Source organism: Glutamicibacter sp. MNS18 (assembly GCF_026107515.2).
Taxonomy (GTDB): domain Bacteria; phylum Actinomycetota; class Actinomycetes; order Actinomycetales; family Micrococcaceae; genus Glutamicibacter.
This window is the reverse complement of the sequence record NZ_JAPCHW010000007.1, coordinates 102224-120120: the sequence shown is the minus strand read 5'-3', so window position 1 is coordinate 120120 and position 17897 is coordinate 102224. Positions and strand designations below refer to the sequence as shown.

The 17897-nt window shown below is 53.1% G+C and carries 12 protein-coding genes; 3 read left to right on the top strand and 9 right to left on the bottom strand.

Annotated elements, in window-relative coordinates; translation table 11 throughout:
• Positions 1-8 precede the first annotated feature (8 nt).
• The 5 genes from gltX to OK351_RS11760 all read right to left on the bottom strand — a co-directional run bounded on the left by gltX (position 9) and on the right by OK351_RS11760 (position 5911).
• Positions 9-1514, bottom strand: coding sequence for a glutamate--tRNA ligase (gene gltX / locus OK351_RS11780; RefSeq protein WP_265159124.1), 1506 nt, complete (start codon positions 1512-1514; stop codon positions 9-11).
• Positions 1515-1669: 155 nt separating this feature from the next.
• Positions 1670-2434: a fumarylacetoacetate hydrolase family protein gene (locus tag OK351_RS11775; protein ID WP_265159122.1), complete on the bottom strand. Its 765-nt coding sequence runs from the start codon at positions 2432-2434 to the stop codon at positions 1670-1672.
• 9 nt (positions 2435-2443) lie between these two features.
• Positions 2444-3556, bottom strand: coding sequence for a UDP-glucose 4-epimerase GalE (gene galE / locus OK351_RS11770; RefSeq protein WP_265159120.1), 1113 nt, complete (start codon positions 3554-3556; stop codon positions 2444-2446).
• Positions 3557-3635: 79 nt separating this feature from the next.
• The gene (locus OK351_RS11765) at positions 3636-4730 is read right to left on the bottom strand and encodes a branched-chain amino acid aminotransferase (protein WP_265159118.1); all 1095 of its coding nucleotides are present in this window, start codon (positions 4728-4730) and stop codon (positions 3636-3638) included.
• Positions 4731-4852: 122 nt separating this feature from the next.
• Entirely contained in the window at positions 4853-5911 is a 1059-nt protein-coding gene (locus tag OK351_RS11760) for a 3-isopropylmalate dehydrogenase (RefSeq protein WP_265159116.1), read from the bottom strand.
• Between the two features lie 236 nt (positions 5912-6147).
• On the opposite strand from OK351_RS11760, the gene OK351_RS11755 reads away from it, so the two are divergent.
• Together OK351_RS11755 and OK351_RS11750 are read left to right on the top strand one after the other, a co-directional pair.
• A complete protein-coding gene (locus OK351_RS11755) occupies positions 6148-7281 on the top strand; it encodes a sensor histidine kinase (protein WP_265159114.1) in 1134 nt (377 codons plus the stop codon).
• Between the two features lie 5 nt (positions 7282-7286).
• Positions 7287-7976 (top strand): response regulator, encoded by a 690-nt coding sequence (locus OK351_RS11750; protein WP_265159112.1) that lies wholly within the window; start codon positions 7287-7289, stop codon positions 7974-7976.
• Between the two features lie 59 nt (positions 7977-8035).
• Here OK351_RS11750 and metG read toward each other — a convergent pair whose 3' ends face one another.
• Entirely contained in the window at positions 8036-9592 is a 1557-nt protein-coding gene (gene metG / locus OK351_RS11745) for a methionine--tRNA ligase (RefSeq protein ID WP_265159110.1), read from the bottom strand.
• Between the two features lie 57 nt (positions 9593-9649).
• Positions 9650-10657 carry an NYN domain-containing protein gene (locus OK351_RS11740; protein WP_265159108.1) on the bottom strand — a complete coding sequence of 336 codons (1008 nt, stop codon included), beginning with the start codon at positions 10655-10657 and terminating at the stop codon, positions 9650-9652.
• Between the two features lie 505 nt (positions 10658-11162).
• Here OK351_RS11740 and OK351_RS11735 point away from each other — a divergent pair.
• On the top strand, positions 11163-12098 hold the full coding sequence (locus OK351_RS11735) for a polysaccharide pyruvyl transferase family protein (protein WP_265159106.1): 936 nt from the start codon (positions 11163-11165) through the stop codon (positions 12096-12098).
• Positions 12099-12563: 465 nt separating this feature from the next.
• Here OK351_RS11735 and OK351_RS11730 read toward each other — a convergent pair whose 3' ends face one another.
• Both OK351_RS11730 and OK351_RS11725 read right to left on the bottom strand, forming a co-directional pair.
• Positions 12564-13973, bottom strand: coding sequence for a LicD family protein (locus OK351_RS11730; protein WP_265159104.1), 1410 nt, complete (start codon positions 13971-13973; stop codon positions 12564-12566).
• A gap of 61 nt (positions 13974-14034) precedes the next feature.
• Positions 14035-17871 (bottom strand): CDP-glycerol glycerophosphotransferase family protein, encoded by a 3837-nt coding sequence (locus OK351_RS11725; protein WP_265159102.1) that lies wholly within the window; start codon positions 17869-17871, stop codon positions 14035-14037.
• Positions 17872-17897 lie beyond the last annotated feature (26 nt).

Below are 17897 nucleotides of genomic sequence, written 5' to 3'. Positions count from 1 at the left end.
GACCCTGCCTAGCGGCCTTCACCGAAGGTGCGCAGGCGGTTCAGGCTCGATTCCTTGCCCAGGATCTCCATGGATTCAAAGAGCGGAGGTGAGACCTTCTTCCCGGAGACCGCCACGCGGGCAGGTCCGAAGGCGTGACGCGGCTTGAGTTCCAGTTCTTCGACCAGCTTGGCACGCAGTGCGTCCTGGATTGTTGCCGCGTTCCATTCGTCGAGCGGCACCAACGCCTCGATGGTGGCCTGGATGACCTCTGCCAGGTTGGCGGGCATGCCCTTCAGCGCACCATCGGCCACCTGGATCCTGGCGTCCTCCAGGAACAGGAATTCCATCATGTCGGCGGCTTCACCCAGCAGCCCCACACGCTCCTGCACCAGCGGGGCGGCGGCATCGAGGATGGCGTTCTCGCGCTCGGTGAGCTGCTCCCCCACCAGGTTCGCGGCCTGCAGGTACGGTACCAGGCGGTCCCGAAAATCCTTCGGATCCAGCATGCGCACGTGCGTGCCGTTGATCGCTTCGGCCTTCTTCTGGTCGAATCGCGCCGGGTTGGACAGCACATCGGTGACATCAAAGGCCTCGATCAGCTGTTCACGGCTGAAAATGTCCTCGTCGGCGCTCAGCGACCAACCGAGCAACGCCAGGTAGTTCAGCAGGCCCTCGGGGATGAACCCGCGGTCCCGGTGCAAGAAGAGGCTCGATTCCGGGTCACGCTTGGACAGCTTCTTTTTGCCCTGGCCCATGACATAGGGCAGGTGCCCGAAGCGTGGCATGTACCGGGCCACACCCACATCATGCAACAGCGCATACAGTGCGATCTGGCGTGGAGTGGAGGAGAGCAGGTCCTCGCCGCGCAGCACATGGGTGACCCCCATCAAGGCATCATCCACCGGGTTCACCAGGGTGTACAGCGGCTTGCCGTTGGCGCGGACCACCACGAAGTCCGGCACCGAGCCGGCCTTGAAGGTGATTTCCCCTCGCACCAGGTCGGTGAAGGTCAGATCCGAATCGGGCATGCGTACACGCAGTACCGGTTCGCGCCCCTCGGCCTTGAAGGCGGCAATCTGTTCGGCGCTCAGTTCCCGGTCGAAGTTGTCGTACCCCAGCTTGGGGTCACGGCCGGCCGCCCGGTGGCGGGCCTCGATTTCCTCCGGGGTCGAGTACGACTCGTACAGGTGGCCGGCCTCGCGGAGCTTGGTGATGACCTCCTGGTAGATGTCATCCCGCTGTGACTGGCGGTAGGGTGCGTGGGGGCCTCCCACATTCACGCCTTCATCCCAGTCGATACCCAGCCAGTCCAGGGCGTCCAACAGCTGGTTGTAGCTTTCCTCGGAGTCGCGCTTGGCGTCGGTGTCCTCCACGCGGAAAATCATCTTGCCGCCGGTGTGGCGGGCGTAGGCCCAGTTGAACAGGGCCGTGCGGATCAGGCCAACGTGTGGCGTACCGGTCGGCGACGGGCAAAAACGTACCCGTACCGGGGTGTCTTCGGTTACAAGGGGAATCAGCGATAGATCAGTCATGATGACTTCATTCTATGCCCAGAGTTCCATGCACTCCATTTGGGTGATGCAAAAGCTCCTGGCCACGAATGGCCAGGAGCTTAGTGCGGGTCCGCCGTTGATGGCTTGGGCGGACTCAATAAACCCTACATGAAATACGGGCGCGGGAAGAAATGTCAGCGGCGGAACACGCTGCGCAGGGTTCCGATGCCCTCGATCTCGATCTCGATGCTCTCCCCTTCGCGGACTTCCCCTACCCCGGCAGGTGTGCCGGTCAGGATCACGTCCCCGGGCAGCAGGGTAAAGGCCTCGGAGGCGCGGGCCACCAGTTCATTGACGGACCAGATCAGTTCGTTGGTTCCACCGTCCTGGCGCACCTGCCCGTTCAGCCGGGTGACGATCCCGACATTATCCGGGTCATCCAGTTCGGTTTCGATCCATGGCCCCAATGGGCAGGAACCGTCAAAGCCCTTGGCCCGGCCCCACTGTAAGTCGGTGCGCTGCGCATCGCGGGCGGTCAGGTCATTGGCCGCCGTGTACCCGAAGACGACCTCGGGCACCTTCTCCGCGGGGACGTCCTTGCAGATGCGACCGATCACCACGGCGAGTTCCCCCTCGAAGGAAATCTCATCCGAGAAGGACGGCAGCGTGACCGGCTCGTTGTGCCCGACCACGGAGGTATTGGGCTTCAGGAACATGATCGGTTCGGCCGGCACCTGGTTGCCCAGTTCCTCGGCATGCTTGCGGTAGGTCCTGCCAAAGGCCACGACCTTGGAGCGTGGGATGATCGGAGCGACAAGTCTCACATCATCCAGTTCATGGCTCTGGCCGGTGGGCTTGATTCCCTGGAAAAACGGGTCCCCCGCCAGGACATGGACCTTCTGGTCTTCGACGACTCCGTAGAGTGGGTCGCTGTCGACAACAAAACGAGCTATGCGCATTCAATGCCTCTAATTCTTGTTCGTGGTGGGATCGGTGGCTGTGGCCGCCTTCGACGCGGCCAGCCTGATCTGTTCGTTCAGTTCCTCATCCGGGAGAGACTCCGGCTGCTCGTCGGGGAACCCGTAGGGGTTCTGCTCCTGCCAGCGCCACATGTCCTGGACCATCTGTTCCAGGCCACGTTCGGCCTTCCATCCCAGTTCCAGACGGGCCTTGACCGGATCAGCATAGTTCTCGGCAACGTCGCCGGGACGGCGATCAACGATCTGGTAGGGCACGTCCTTGTCGGCCGCCCGGGCGAAGGCCTGGATGACTTCCAGCACGCTGGAGCCTTCGCCTGTTCCCAGGTTCCAGACAAAACTGCCGGTCCGCTGCGCCAGGTAATCCAATGCGGCCAGGTGGCCTGCGGCCAGATCCACTACATGGATGTAGTCGCGCACCCCGGTCCCGTCAACCGTGGGGTAGTCTCCGCCGAAGACATTGACTTTGTCCCGCCGTCCCACGGCCACCTGGGCCACGAATGGCATCAGGTTGTTGGGGATTCCCTGTGGGTCCTCACCGATCCGGCCGGACTCGTGGGCCCCGACGGGGTTGAAATAGCGCAATGCTGCGATGGACCACCGCTCATCAGCGGCAGCCAGTTCCTCCAGCATTTCCTCGATGTGCAGTTTGGTCCGGCCATAGGGGTTGGTCGCGCTGCGTTGCGTGGTTTCCACCAAGGGCAGTTCCGTGCATTCCCCGTAGACGGTCGCGGAGGAACTGAAGACCAGATTGCGGCATCCTGCCAGCTCCATGGCGTCAAGCAGGTTCAAGGTGCCGGTGACGTTGTTGCGGTAGTACATCAACGGCTTGGCTACCGACTCACCCACGGCCTTCAGTCCAGCAAAGTGGATGACTGCATCGGGTTTGGTCTCACCCAGAACACGGTTAAGCGATTCGGCATCGAGCAAATCAGCCTGGTAAAGGGTGGCGGCACGTCCGCTGAGTGCAGCCACTCGGCGCAGGGACTCCGGTGATGAGTTGCTGAAATTGTCCACGACGAAGACCTCATGGCCTTCTTCCAACAAAAGCAATACCGTGTGGGAGCCGATGTAGCCAGCCCCTCCGGTCACCAATACACGCATTCGATTCCTTACCAAGAGAAGTTAAATGACCCGGACAGGATATCCCTGTCCGGGTCATTCTATCGATCGTATTGACCGATCAGGCCAGCTGCTCCAGCCAACCGTGTCGGTCTTCCACCGTACCGAGCTGGATCCCCAGCAATTCCTCACGGATGGCCATGGTGACTTCACCGGCCGGGGCATCGGGGTTTCCGATCAGTTCGTCGCCGTTCTTCAATACGCCGATCGGGGTAATCACCGCGGCGGTACCGCAAGCGAAGACCTCGGCAATCGCGCCGCTGTTGACGCCCTCACGCCATTCCTCCAGGGTGATGGTGCGTTCCTCGATCTTCATGCCTCGGTCCTTGGCCAGCTGCAGTACTGATTCGCGGGTCACACCTTCCAGGATGGTTCCGGTCAAGGCCGGGGTGACCAATGTCCCGTCTTTCATGACGAAGAAGACATTCATCCCACCAAGCTCTTCCACGGCATTGTTGTTGAACGGGTCGAGGAACAACACCTGCTTGCAATCGTTGGCTTCGGCCTCCATTTGCGCGATCAACGAGGCGGCGTAGTTGCCACCGCATTTGGCATTACCGGTACCGCCGCGGCCGGCACGGGCGTACTGGGTGGATACCCAGATGGAGACCGGCTTCAGCTCCCCGCCGAAGTAGTTGCCAGCCGGCGAGCAGATAACCCGGTAGGACACCTTGCGTGCTGCGCGAACCCCGAGGAATGCCTCGGTGGCGATCATGAAGGGACGCAGGTAAAGGGACTCGCCCTCTTCGGCGGGCACCCAGTCCTGGTCGGCCTTGACCACACGACGCAGGGATTCAACAAAAACTTCCTCATCCAGCTGCGGCAGGGCCAGTCGGGCCGCCGAACGGTTCAGGCGTGCCGCGTTCTTGTAGGGGCGGAAAGTCCAGACGGTGCCATCGGCATGACGGTAGGCCTTCAGACCCTCGAAGATCTCCTGGCCATAATGCAGCACGGACGCTGCCGGGTCCAAGGCGATCGGGCCATAGGGTTCAATACGGGCATCGTGCCAGCTACCGCCGGTTGCGTCCTCATTGGCGCTCCAGTCGATAACAGCAGTGTGGTCCGTGAAGAAGTCTCCAAAACCGGGGTCAGCCAGGATACGGGCCCGTTGCTCGTCGCTTGCGCGATTAGTTGAGAGATTTTCGGTGAATTCCATTTCGACCTTGGACTTCCTTACTGGGTGACGTAAAACGGGTGTCCCACGCAATCAGCGGAACACCCGTTCGTGGTTTGGCTTACCTGGCATCCAATTCTGCCAGATAGACCGTTATCAGTAGCTTATGCCAGCAATGCCACAATTGCATCGCCGATCTCGGCGGTAGTGCGCGGATCGGTCAATTCCTGACGCGAAGTGATCTCGGTTTCCACAGCCTGCTCAACCGCTGCTGCTTCCTTGGCCAGGCCCAGGTGGTCGAGCATCAGGGCAACGGACAGGATCGCGGCAGTCGGATCGGCCTTCTGCTGACCGGCGATATCCGGGGCCGAGCCGTGGACCGGTTCGAACATTGACGGGTAGGTGCCGGACTTGTTGATGTTTCCGCTGGCAGCCAGCCCGATACCTCCGGTGATGGCACCTGCCTGGTCGGTGAGGATGTCGCCGAAGAGGTTATCGGTGACGATCACATCGAACCGGGAGGGGTCGGTGGTCAGGAAGATGGTGGCGGCATCCACATGCAGGTAGTCGTGGGTGACCTCCGGGAAATCCACCGCAACGGCTTCGACGGTGCGGCGCCACAGGTGGCCGGCATGCACCAGTACATTGTGCTTGTGGACCAGGGTCACATGCTTGCGCGGGCGGCGTGCAGCGCGGCTGAACGCGTCACGCACCACACGTTCGACACCGTAGGCGGTATTAACCGATACCTCGGTGGCGATTTCCTGCGGGGTGCCGGTACGCACCGAGCCACCGTTGCCCACGTAGGGCCCTTCAGTTCCTTCGCGTACCACCACGAAGTCGATCGCTCCGGGGTTCGCCAGCGGGCTTTCGATCCCCTGATACAGCTTGGCCGGACGCAGGTTCACATAATGGTCCAGGGAGAACCGCAACTTCAGCAAGAGTTCACGCTCGATAACCCCGGAAGGGATCCGGGTGTCCCCCGGGGCCGCTCCGACAGCACCAAAAAGGATGGCGTCATGCTTCTTGATGGATTCAAGGGTTTCAGGATTCAGCGCCTCACCGGTTTCCAACCAGTGCTCGGCACCCAGCTTATAGTCGGTGAGTTCCAGCCGGCGACCGCTCGCGGCAGTGGCAACCTTCAGGACCTTGACGGCTTCGGCCACAACTTCCGGCCCGATTCCGTCTCCGGCAATGACAGCAATATCTAAGACGTTTCCCATACCCCGATATTAACGGACAGAATCCAAGATGTGAGAACTCATCTCAAATAATGAGATTTTTGACTTGTGTGCGGTCACGAATCTCAGACCTGGGCAGGAGGTTGGGCTTGGTGGAATTCAGTATGCTGGAGAGGCAAGTCGCCATCCTGAACAGTTGAGCAGATATTTTGAATCTTCGTAGCCCACACCGCCGGATCGATCAGTGGATTCGAAGCAATCCCCACAAGGTCGATTTCATGGCCGGGGCCGCCTACACCCTGGTCGTCTCGGCTGGAACGCTTGGCATGGGTTATGGGGTCTACAATCCCTGGTATCTGTTTGTGCTCTGCCTGCTGCAAACGGCCCCGCTGATGTACAGGCGCAGGCACCCTTGGGCCGTCACCCTGATCGTGATCGGCGGCCACTTGTTGCAGGTCGCGACCTATCCGGGTCTGCTCCCTTCGCAGTTCTCGGTCCCGATTCTTGTTTACACCATCGCCGTCTACGGCAAGCGCTGGCAATCTTTCGCCACCCTGGCAACGGGGATCGTTGGCGCCATGTTGGTCACTGGCCGGATGTTCGTGCCATACAGTGACAGTCAGCTGATCAGCTTTGACATGATCATCTCCTTTGTCGGCCTGTCACTGATAGTCCTCGTTTCCTGGACCTTCGGTGATTTGGCGCGGACCAGAAGGCTGACCATGGAAGGCCTGCGAGACCGGGCCAATCGTTTGGAGATGGAACGCCAATACGAGCGTGATTTGGCGGCCTCGGACGAACGCAACCACATCGCCAGGGAAATGCACGATATCGTGGCCCATTCCCTCTCGGTCATCATCACCCAAGCCGATGGTGCCCGCTACGCCGCAACCAAGGATCCGCAGATCGCGATCGAAACCCTGAAGACCGTCTCCGATACCGGACGCTCTTCACTACGAGAAATGCGCCGGTTACTCGGCGTCCTGCGAACCGACGAAGCCGCCGAGAACCGTCCGTTACCAACGCTGATGGACATCGATGACCTGGTGAGCACCACGCAACGTTCTGGGTTGGAAGCCCACCTGATCGTTGAGGGCGCACCCCGCCGCGAACTACCCGCCGGCGCGGAGCTCACAGCGTACCGGTGCGTCCAGGAATCCCTGACCAATGTCATGAAGCATGCCGGCGCCAATGCCTCGGCACAAGTGGCCCTGACCTGGACCGGTAAGGGCCTGGAAATCCTGGTCACGGATAATGGCCGGGGAGCCGGCGCCTTGACCCAGGACGGTGCGGGGCAAGGCCTTCGGGGAATGTGTGAGCGGGTTTCGCTCTACGAAGGTTGGGCACAAGCCGGCCCGATTACCGGCGGCGGATTTCAAGTGTCAGTTTTCATCCCATATTCGGAGGACTAATAACAGTGAACGAACCAACACCGATCAAGGTGGCCCTGGTCGATGACCAATTACTCGTTCGAAGCGGGTTTCGGATGCTGATCAACTCCCAGGAGGATATGGAAGTCATTGCCGAGGCCGGCAACGGACGCGAGGCCTTGGCCACCCACCTGCTGCCCACTGCGGATGTGGTGTTGATGGACGTGCGAATGCCGGAAATGGATGGGATCGAAACCACCGAACGGCTGCTGGGCGCCGGACAGAAGCCGGAGTCCGCCCCAAAGGTCATTGTGCTGACCACCTTTGATATGGACGAATACGCACTCAGCGCGATCCAGGCCGGTGCCAGCGGCTTCTTGCTCAAGGATGCCCCGCCCGAGGAGTTGCTGGAGTCCATACGTACGGTTAATCGCGGGGATGCCGTCATTGCCCCGTCCACCACCCGCCGGCTGCTGGATCACATGGCACCGATGCTCAAGCGCAATGTGCAGCCTAATTCCCAGTTACAGGCGCGGGTTGATTCGTTGACACGGCGAGAACGTGAGGTATTCGAGCTCATTGCCTCGGGCCGATCGAACCCGGAGATCGCCCAGGACCTTTTCCTCTCGGAAGCCACGGTCAAAACCCATGTCGGCCACATCTTGGCCAAACTGGACGCCCGAGATAGGGTCCAGGCCGTGGTGATCGCCTACCAGACCGGGGTGGTCAGCCCCTAGGCATGCGAAAGGGCATGGACCAGGAAATACCCTTGTCCTGGTCCATGCCCTTTGTCGTTCTAGTCCCGCTTGGGTTCTTCGTATCGCGGGAAGACCGGAGCCGGTGCCGGCAACTCGGTCCCGGGCACCAATGCACGCCCGTAGTTCTCGAAGGTCCGCGCAGAGCCGCTACCGACGCCGAGCAGATCCAACATGGCGGTGGTGGTCTGCGGTAGAACCGGCTGAAGCAACAGGGCGACCTGACGGACCACTTCCAACGTCACATAGAGCACGGTCTCCATGCGCGCCGGATCGGTCTTCTTAAGTTTCCACGGTTCCTGGTCGGCAAAGTAGGCGTTGGTATCGCCCAGAACATGCCATACGGCTTCCAGAGCCCGGCTGAATTCCTGACGGGAGTAGTATTCCCTGTTGATCTCCAACAGACCGGCGGCAGCCTCGAGTTCCGCCCGATCCGCCTCGGTGAGCTCGCCGGGAGTCGGCACTACTCCCCCGCAATTCTTGGCCACCATGGACAGCGAACGCTGTGCGAGATTGCCGAAATTGTTGGCGAGGTCGCCGTTGATGCGGGCCACGATGGTCTCATGGTTGTAGTTACCATCCGCGCCAAAGGGCACTTCACGCAGGAAGAAGTAGCGCACCTGATCCAGCCCGTACTGCTGGACGAAGTCGTCCGGTGACACTGTATTGCCCAGGGACTTGGACATCTTCACACCGTTATTGTGAAGGAAGCCATGGATCATGACGCGCTTCGGTAGCGGCAAACGTGCCGACATCAGGAAGGCCGGCCAGTAGATGGCGTGGAACCGTGAGATGTCCTTGCCGATGACATGGACATCTGCCGGCCAGAACTTCTGGAAGGACGCCGAATCAACATCCGGGAAGCCGGCACCGGTCAGGTAATTGGTCAGTGCGTCAACCCACACGTACATGACGTGTTTGTTGTTTCCCGGGACCGGGATCCCCCAGTCGAAGGTGGTACGTGAAATCGACAGGTCGGTTAAGCCGCCTTCGACAAAACGAATCACCTCGTTGAAACGGGACTGCGGGGCGCCGAAGGACTCCGACTCGGAATAGAGTTTCAGCAGTTTGTCCTGGTACTTGGACAGCCGGAAGAAGTAGGACTCCTCCTCGGTCCAGGTGACTTCGGTGTCGGTCTCTATGGCATAACGGATACCGTCTTCCCGGACTTCGGTCTGGTCCTCGGAATAGAAGGCCTCATCGCGTACCGAGTACCAGCCCGCATAGGCGTCCAGGTAGATATCTCCGTTGGATTCCATACGGCGCCACAGTTCCTGGGCCGCCGCGTGGTGATCTGCATCGGTGGTCCGGATGAATCGATCGTAGCTGATGCCCAGCTCGTCATTCATGGCCTGGAACGCATCCGAGTTCCGCTGAGCCAGTTGGGCCGGGCTGATCCCTTCCTTCTCAGCGGTCTGCATCATTTTCTGCCCGTGCTCATCGGTGCCCGTCATGAAGAACACGTCGTAACCGTCCAGGCGCTTGAAGCGCGCCATCGCGTCGGTAGCTACCACCTCGTAGGCATGCCCAATATGGGGGGTACCGTTCGGGTAGGAGATTGCAGTAGTGATGTAAAAGGGTTTTTGCTGTGAAGTCACGATAATAATTTACCTTAGGTAGGTCAGGTTTCAGGATTCGGGGACGGCCGGTGGAACTTAGGAGTACTTATCCAGACAGTCCCAGAAGGCGGTACGAAGTACCCGACGTATCTGCTGTTGGTCGGTTTTCCATTCACCTACGACCTGGGCGCAATCCTTCAGTAGGGTCCGGTCGATCTCCGGAGGAAGTTGAGGCCTGTCTGCCATGAGCTCGACCACCTCCTGCTGCGTGGTGCTGGCTAACCACGAACGGGCCACCTTGCCACCGATCTCCTCGGCAACCGATAATTCACGCTGTTCATACGCGGCTTTGCCGTGGAACCCCGAATGCTCTCCCCCGCTGGAGTAAACTACCTCTGCTTCGACATCAGAAGTCGTCGCTTTGCTTGCCGCCTTGATTTTTTGGGCCATGACGGCCGGCGTGGGTGCAGCAGGCTTTGATGGCTGCACTGCGTGTTCCTCGGGTGCCGAAGCGATCGAGGCCGCCTGAACCGCGTGTTCGTTATCCCACTCAATCACCTTGGTAAAGGAGCTATCAAGAAGCTGATCGGGGATCGTTTCAATGGCATCCGCGGTGAGCGCCAAATGCTCGGCTACCGAGGCCACACCCAGCCTACTTTCGTCTCGACGCACGCCCAGAAGAATGACCTTCATACCCAGATCCTGGGCTTCTTCCACGGCCTCTGCCAGGTCGTCATCACCCGATACTAGGTAGGCCACCGAGGCCGATCCGTTACGTGCGACCCCCACGAGGTCCAAGGCCAGCCGCAAGTCCACACCCTTTTGTTCGCCGTTGTAGGAGATCCGCCCCAAGCGGACTTTAACCCCTGGAATGAACCCAATTCGCTTATGCTGCTCGGTAAATAACCCATCCTTGGATGCGTCATACCAGTAGACCCGCAAATTATTCAGGCCAGTATTCTTCTTGACCGTTTGGACGATACCCCGAACCAGGGACTCATAGTGAATGGTAAATGCTGATCTAAGTGTTGTCCCAGCCGCCCTGTGCCCACCTAGCGATAATAAGAATCCGGCATCGATAAATATTGCAGTTTGGTTCATCATATTTAATAGCCTAGTCCCACGGAGGTAGCTATGGTCACAGATAAGCACCTTCAGTCCTTGGAGAAAGGAATCTAATCCATATAACCCTCCATGGACGAGGCAGTGAGACTGCAGGAGCGACCAAATCGGTTCAAAATGTGCTACTCGTCGGCAGCAAATATCCTCAGAATCAATCATCAAGTTTATACGAAAAAGGCTACATAGCACGCGCAATAGCGCCTGTGTCACCAGAAACACGCCCAACCCAGGACTGTACACACAGCTTTATACACGCCTAAGATTGAAAGTATGCTCAACACTAGACACCATCGACCCAGCGAGACCAAGGAATCTCCGATATCTGACTGACAACTTGAAACACAAAATTCGAAGACTGAAATAAAAACTATCCCTATTCAGAAAACGAATCCGAAATTACATCATTATTGATGACATACTTCATGCAACATGACTCAAGTCATCATAAGTTCTTTGCCAAAACACTTCAAACTTCCATTAGGAAACAATGAAACAAATAGCCAAAACTGCATTCAATAATTTACAAAAAACAAAAAGCAAGATAGAAAAAGTAAACATTTCAAACCCACTTAGTGGACGCAAATTCACAAAGCAAAAATTCCAAAATCCTGAAATCCTGAAAAACTACGTAGTTTCGGACAATCTCATCGAAGCTGAGGGCGGCATACCACTAACATGGTGGACACACGCTCCCAATTTTGGGGATCTGCTTTCGCCATGGTTGTTTACAATGATAACTGGGAAGCCTGTCGTGAAAGCTGACAAGTCGAAGCCACATTACTTCTCTATCGGGTCGATCGCGAAATACACCAATGAGAACAGCCTTGTGTGGGGGTCTGGATCGTTTGGCACAGAAACAAAAGAAAACTTCAAAAAGGAAACCATCTATAGCGCAGTACGCGGCCCACTCAGTCAGACTCGCATAGAATATTCCGGCGCCAATGTCCCTGACGTATACGGAGACCCCGCTCTTTTAGCACCACTCTTCTTCAATCCTCGGATCGAAAAAGTGTACGAGGTCGGTCTCGTTGTCAGATGGAACGAAAAAAAGTGGCTGAACACTAAAGTCGGCCCAAATGTTAAGCTGATTGATCTTCGTCGTGGTGATATTGAAGGTGTACTAAGCGACTTCATCAAGTGTAAAAAAATCGTTTCATCATCGCTACACGGCCTCATCATCGCCGATGCTTACAACATCCCTAGCGCATGGTTAGATTCATCAAGCCCCACAGGTGGCGGCTTTAAGTATTATGATCATTTTTTGGCAGTTAACAAGGTCAGGAATCCACAGCAATTTGATCCAACAAAACAAACTATTGTCACAGCTGAAATGTTAATTCATAATCTGAAATTTGATCATCAAGTTATCGAGTTTAATCCTGTATCGTTACTGGATGCCTGCCCGTTGCTCAAGAGAATCTAGTCCGATACAGTCATCGCCACAAGCTTGAGCATATAATTATAAATTTTCATACTTCAATACTAGTGTTATTTCAGATACGGCGATAATCGCCTGATTGCAAAACAAATGACGATGGGATACAACAAAAACATAATTCCCCGGAAAATCAAGTCGCCGAACTGATTTCTTTAGTGTCAACTATTAATCAATAGATCAGAAATACAATTAGGAAATGATACCATAAAAAATTCTTACTAAAAATAAGAGTAGGTTTGTGCGAAGCAACGTCACTCATAATTCCGTTCAAACAAAGTACTAAATGCTAACATTCCCGACGGCTAAGAACACAGGACAACCTTCCCAGACGGTTAGAACAGGCGAAACATCATAGCGATTTATCTTAAAGAGCCTATTAGCTGAAAACCATTCATATATACTAAACAATCATGATAATCGATAAGAAGACCGTCAATAAAACGGACATACCTATGATGAGAGCCGCCAAGTCCATTCGTAGTAAGGATCTGGCACAGCCCAGTCTGAACCGTATCGTTCCTGCAAGAACTCTTCCGGTCGGAAGGGAGCAGGGAATAACTGTTCATGCAACTCCACTAATTCCGATTTCACAAAGTATCGCGAAGGCAAACTGCGCCAAATCATCTTTTCCATGTGAAGCCAGGCTTGTTCTCCGTCAATGAGCACTGGAAATAGGTCAAGAACGGAGCCCGATGATTTATCTGTTATATGAAAATTATAATGTTTGCTAGGCAGCGTCTTAATTGAAAAATTTATCCTTTCCAGAATTTGTTGGATATTGTTCAATTCCGAATATAACTCTTTCTCGGTACTTCCATGAACGCAGACGATCAAATCTATATCATCATCGTGGAAGATAAACGATCCCTCGCGAACAGCTCCTAGAAGAGTACCGTATCCGAGCAGTGCTCGAATGCCATTTCTCTGAAGTTCAAGGACTACCTTTCTAATAGTGGCAAGTGTTTCATTTCTATTTCGTCTTAAAGCACCAGCATAAGAAATTCCATGCCGCGAAATCTGAAGTTGATCGACACCAGTCTTTGAGCAAAGTCTCTCGATTTCACTTTGAAGTCTAGAGAGTTTTGATCGAGTATTCAGGACAAATGAAAAAGATTTGATTCCTGTACTTGCGGAAGGTACTCTTCGTTTCTGATCAAAAAGGATTCGTGCGGCAATGTAAAAATCGGACTCTAGCCAGTCATCAGACTTGCCGGTTGGCAATATAGTTGCTAGAAGATTTGACTCATCTCTTGAAATAATATCAAGTTCTGATTCCAAATAAACAGCCGTAAGGGACGAAAGTCGTTGCCTTGAGTCAACCGAACCCATAAATAGTTCGCAAAAATCGAGAGAGTTAATATTTAATAATTTTGAAAAATAATCAATAGCATGTTGCTTATTCGCGGTACTCCCTACTCCGTAAAGATTGGAGGATCCAGACGAACTCAAAGTGGATATTCTGAGATTTCTTGCCCTAATGCCCCAACCGTCCGTGCGATTATATATACGTATTGACGATATGAAAATATTCTGATTAAACTTGATTTTCCACTTGGGGTTCAGTTCGCGATCTGTGTGGCATCCGCCTCTTGATAACAGACTATAAGGATCTCTTGTAGAATCGCTTTCCCTAAATGAGCTCTGCTTGATACTGTCAATGAATTTCCTTATTTCTAAACGTCTATTATTTCTGTAAAACTCGATTCCACGTAGATTCAAAAAACACTGTTCTTCTTCATCAACTTTTATCTCTACTTCAAGAATTTCGTCATTAACTGATATCTCTAAAAAATCAGTAGCGGTTCCACCAAAATAGCCTATTGATGGCAATACTTCTCTGATACTGTCCAACTCATTCATCTAGCATCGCGCTTTCACATACGTCGTATTGTTAGATTGTTCGATCATTTCTGGTGTCTTACTATTCTTTTGTCAGATGCACCATGAAGGCGTTAAGGGCAGCGTAAGCGTAGTCCTCTGGATCAAATGGCTTAGTCGGAATTTGATCAGTATCAAACGCCTGGAAGCCACCCAGCAAACCATCTGCAGAATTCTCAACAATTAATCCATACTCATTTCCTAGCACATGAGCGGATCCAGGAATGTTTGTGGCAAAAATCTTTTTCCCGAGCACCATTGCTTCAAGTAAGACCATTGGTTGTCCTTCATGGTTTGAGGGCAATACAAAACAATCGGACGCATTGACCATCGGATATGGGTTAGCTACGCGACCAGTAAACGTAACAGAGTGCTCGATCTTCAGTTCTGAGGTCAATGATTGAAGCTCTGCCTTCAAAGGACCGTCCCCTAAAAGAACTAAGTGCGCATTGGCATTATTTTTACGGTACTCTGCGAATGCCCTAATCAATTTTTGTTGATCTTTCTCGATCGAAAGTCGACCGCTTGTCATGAAAATAGTTCTGGTACCGTCGAATAAGTGCGCATACTCGGGATCAAGTGGTTCCGTCGACCTTTGCCTAATGTCTTCGAAGTCGATCATATTTTCACAGTAATCAAACTTTGAATACTCTGCCTCAAATGCCGTAGTCAAATTATCACGATTCACATTCCTCATTGTTTCCGAAACGGAAATCAGAGAATCATAACTATTGTACATTTGAAAGGTCAGTGAAAGATTTGGCCAACGTTTGCACCATTCCTCATACATATCATTATGTAGATAAATAATACGCGCAGTTGAGTCCTTATCCCCCACCGCAGCCGAAATACCGTTCCAGAACGGTACATAACCATCAAATTGAATTGATGCGGACACCTTTGCCGAACCGAATATTCGACGTGCTTCACGCTCAAATGATTTCATATACTCGATCCATAGCTCCTCAGAAAGTACTTCGTTGGAATCATCGATTGTTTGAGCAATCCATAGATCCTCAGGAGACATGACTCGCCCGCCAGAACGACCAATAATTTGAACATGCTGTGGAAGTCGTGAGATAGTTTCTTGCCTTCCTAGTTCTGAAAGAATTAGGCGCGGTTCTACGAGTAAGACGATTCTGTATCTTTGTGGGTCCAGCGCATTTACCAAATTAAGGAATGACGCCGACATTCCGGTCGGAATCATACTCTGTTGGAATACTAATGTTTCAAGATCGTCTGTCGTTTCAATAAGACCCCGGGGTGTCTCGTCGCGAAGCCAGAAATCTAAGACACGAGAAGCAGACTCACCGTCTTCTTCCGGGCAGAACGTGTTGAGACACTGCAGATAGACGTCGTCCGGTTTGAATTCCTTTTCTATTAAAAGGTTCACTTGTTCTTTCACGTCAATTGCCGTGGCTGCTATAGGCCCAGGAAGTTCACTATTTTTGAAATATAATCCGCGTTGCTCAATGTACTCTTCTTGGTCATACATGAAGAATATAATTGGCTTTAGTCTAGGCATAAAGTCAAAATAAATACTCGAATAGTCAGTGACAAGAATGTCTATGACACTGAGAAGTTCATTAGTATCTATTGATGACGGTGCGACTGTTGCCTGCAGATCGATGCCTCGAAGCGCTTGCTCCTCAAGCCGATGTGCGCGAAACACCAGATTTGCGTCAATTTCAGATAGTTCAGCAATATGGCTCAATAGCAGATTTGCATCCACTTCGGCTGTGTTGCTTGTTCCTCTCCAAGTAGGTGCATAGAGAACGATTGGACGATCATCCGTGATCCCGAGCATCCTTCGAATCTCGTGTCTGCGAGAGTCGTCCAAATTTAATGTCTTATCGACTCGTGGTGATCCCAATTCAGCAAGTTTTCCTGTGAACAGACCCCGTACGTCATGAGAATCGATCAGCACTTTGGTTGTGTGTGAATTTGGTGAAATAAGGTGAGTAGACTGGAGAATGTCTCGCACGAACGCAGCGTGCTTAAACATCTCTCCCCGCATATCTTTACCCAAAGTTTTATACGGCGTTCCGTGCCAGGTGTTAAGATACTGTTGGCCATCCTTGCGAATGAAATACCCTGGGAAAGTGGAATTATTGACGAGATATTTTGCACTCGATAGAACTCGACGATAACTTTCGGAATGTCTTTTTACAAAAACAACGTTAGTAGAATCACGTACGATTATTGGTATGTCAGTATTTTCATCATTTAATACCCAAACATGTTTATATTCCCCAACGGTATCCCTTGAAGATAGTTCTTCAAACAAGGCTAACGGATGACATCCAATTGATTCCCCGCCATTCGACTGCCAAAGAATCAGGTTCGGATCGATCTCCAAATCTTCAAAGTACTCTGCGTACTCTGCAATATTACGCACATTGGAGTTCTTCGTACGCTCCTCGACATTAATCCCATCCTGCCATTTGAAGATTCGGATGTTCCGCAATGCGTCTGAGGCACCATGCCAATTTGAATCGGTTGCACGTGCAATTGCGAGCATTACATATAGGCTTGGATCGTGTTTGGTCGTTGCAAGTACGGCGAGCTCTAAACAATTGATCGCTTCCCGTACACCGCCCACAGAAATCCATAATCGTGCGCGATCAACAAACCACTGACACCTATTCGATAGCGGGATTGAAATCTTAGAAGTCAACAAAGCTCGCAGATAGGCCTCATCAACTTGCTTTGAACCCACTTCAAGATCATTTTCAAATTCCTCGAATCTGGCGACCGAGTTCTTGAAAGCAACATACGCTTCCTCGAAGTGACCAGCTTCGTGAAGGGCTAGTCCCGCACGATACCACCAGTACGAATTGTTGAAAGCTTTTGCCGCATACGCATAGACTTGTGCAGCTTCACCCCAACGTTTCTGCCGCTCAAGGCTAAGGCCTAGCTTGTAGTGCCAACGCGCCGTCATCGGCGAACAGAGAACAGCGTATCTATAGTGCCTTTCTGCGGCTGCCCATTTGAACAGCCTGTCATTCGCTAGCCCAGCACGATAGTGCAACTCACCATCCCACGGACGTAATTTAGTTTCAGCTTCGTAAGCTTTTGCGGCAAGATGCCAGTTTCCGTATTTTTCATGGAATCTACCGATTCCAAACCGTTTCGCATTCGGATCACGATTGATCGCTAATTCATAGTACCGATCCGATCGGATTCCATCGTGGATCGTCTCGTAAGCAAGTCCCGCCTCATAGGCGGCATTTTGATCCTTCAGTAAATGATCAGCCGCGTAAGCCAAAAGTGGGGCTGCGTTTTCATGACGATTCATTTTTGCAAGAGCACGTCCGAAGCCCAGTTTCTCCGTCGCAGTTTGCGGTTCCGATTTCTCTAGTAGAAGGGCCTCCTCCCAGAAAATTTTGCGGCTCCGAAACTGCGCTGCTAGAAAGTTAACATATTCACGGTTCAATGGCTCTAGAACAGCAGCCTGGCGAATAGCCTCAAGCCCGCGCGATGGCTCCTTGGAAGCTAACAATGATTTACCAAGCAGAAATTGCCATCGTGCTTCAGCAGGTGATTTTTCTATGAGCGACTCGTAAACCCGGGCAGCGTGTTGGTGACGGCCTGTTCGAGAGTACAAAGAAGCCAAACGATAGAGCCATTGAGTATTACTCGAATTTAGTTCAACCGCGCGCTCTGCATAGGGGATGGCTTTGTCAAATTTCTTCAGATTAAAAAATGCGTTAGAAAGATAATAGCAACGTTCGGGATTATCTAAAGAATTTGGCATTGTCTTCTCAAGCAGTGATATAACTTGATCCCATTCAGCGCGTTTACCATGTACGCGAGCTCTTAGTAGTGTTGCGTCAAGCTGTGCGGACTGCTTTGCTATTACGGTCAGTGGATTTGTCATTTTATCTTTCGTAACAGGATATTATT

Coding starts and splice junctions, on each gene's coding strand:
- gltX (WP_265159124.1), bottom strand. CDS start 1,514: ATGACTGATCTATCGCTGATTCCCCTTGTAACCGAAGACACCCCGGTA.
- OK351_RS11775 (WP_265159122.1), bottom strand. CDS start 2,434: ATGCGCATAGCTCGTTTTGTTGTCGACAGCGACCCACTCTACGGAGTC.
- galE (WP_265159120.1), bottom strand. CDS start 3,556: ATGCGTGTATTGGTGACCGGAGGGGCTGGCTACATCGGCTCCCACACG.
- OK351_RS11765 (WP_265159118.1), bottom strand. CDS start 4,730: ATGGAATTCACCGAAAATCTCTCAACTAATCGCGCAAGCGACGAGCAA.
- OK351_RS11760 (WP_265159116.1), bottom strand. CDS start 5,911: ATGGGAAACGTCTTAGATATTGCTGTCATTGCCGGAGACGGAATCGGG.
- OK351_RS11755 (WP_265159114.1), top strand. CDS start 6,148: ATGGCCGGGGCCGCCTACACCCTGGTCGTCTCGGCTGGAACGCTTGGC.
- OK351_RS11740 (WP_265159108.1), bottom strand. CDS start 10,657: ATGATGAACCAAACTGCAATATTTATCGATGCCGGATTCTTATTATCG.
- OK351_RS11735 (WP_265159106.1), top strand. CDS start 11,163: ATGAAACAAATAGCCAAAACTGCATTCAATAATTTACAAAAAACAAAA.
- OK351_RS11730 (WP_265159104.1), bottom strand. CDS start 13,973: ATGAATGAGTTGGACAGTATCAGAGAAGTATTGCCATCAATAGGCTAT.
- OK351_RS11725 (WP_265159102.1), bottom strand. CDS start 17,871: ATGACAAATCCACTGACCGTAATAGCAAAGCAGTCCGCACAGCTTGAC.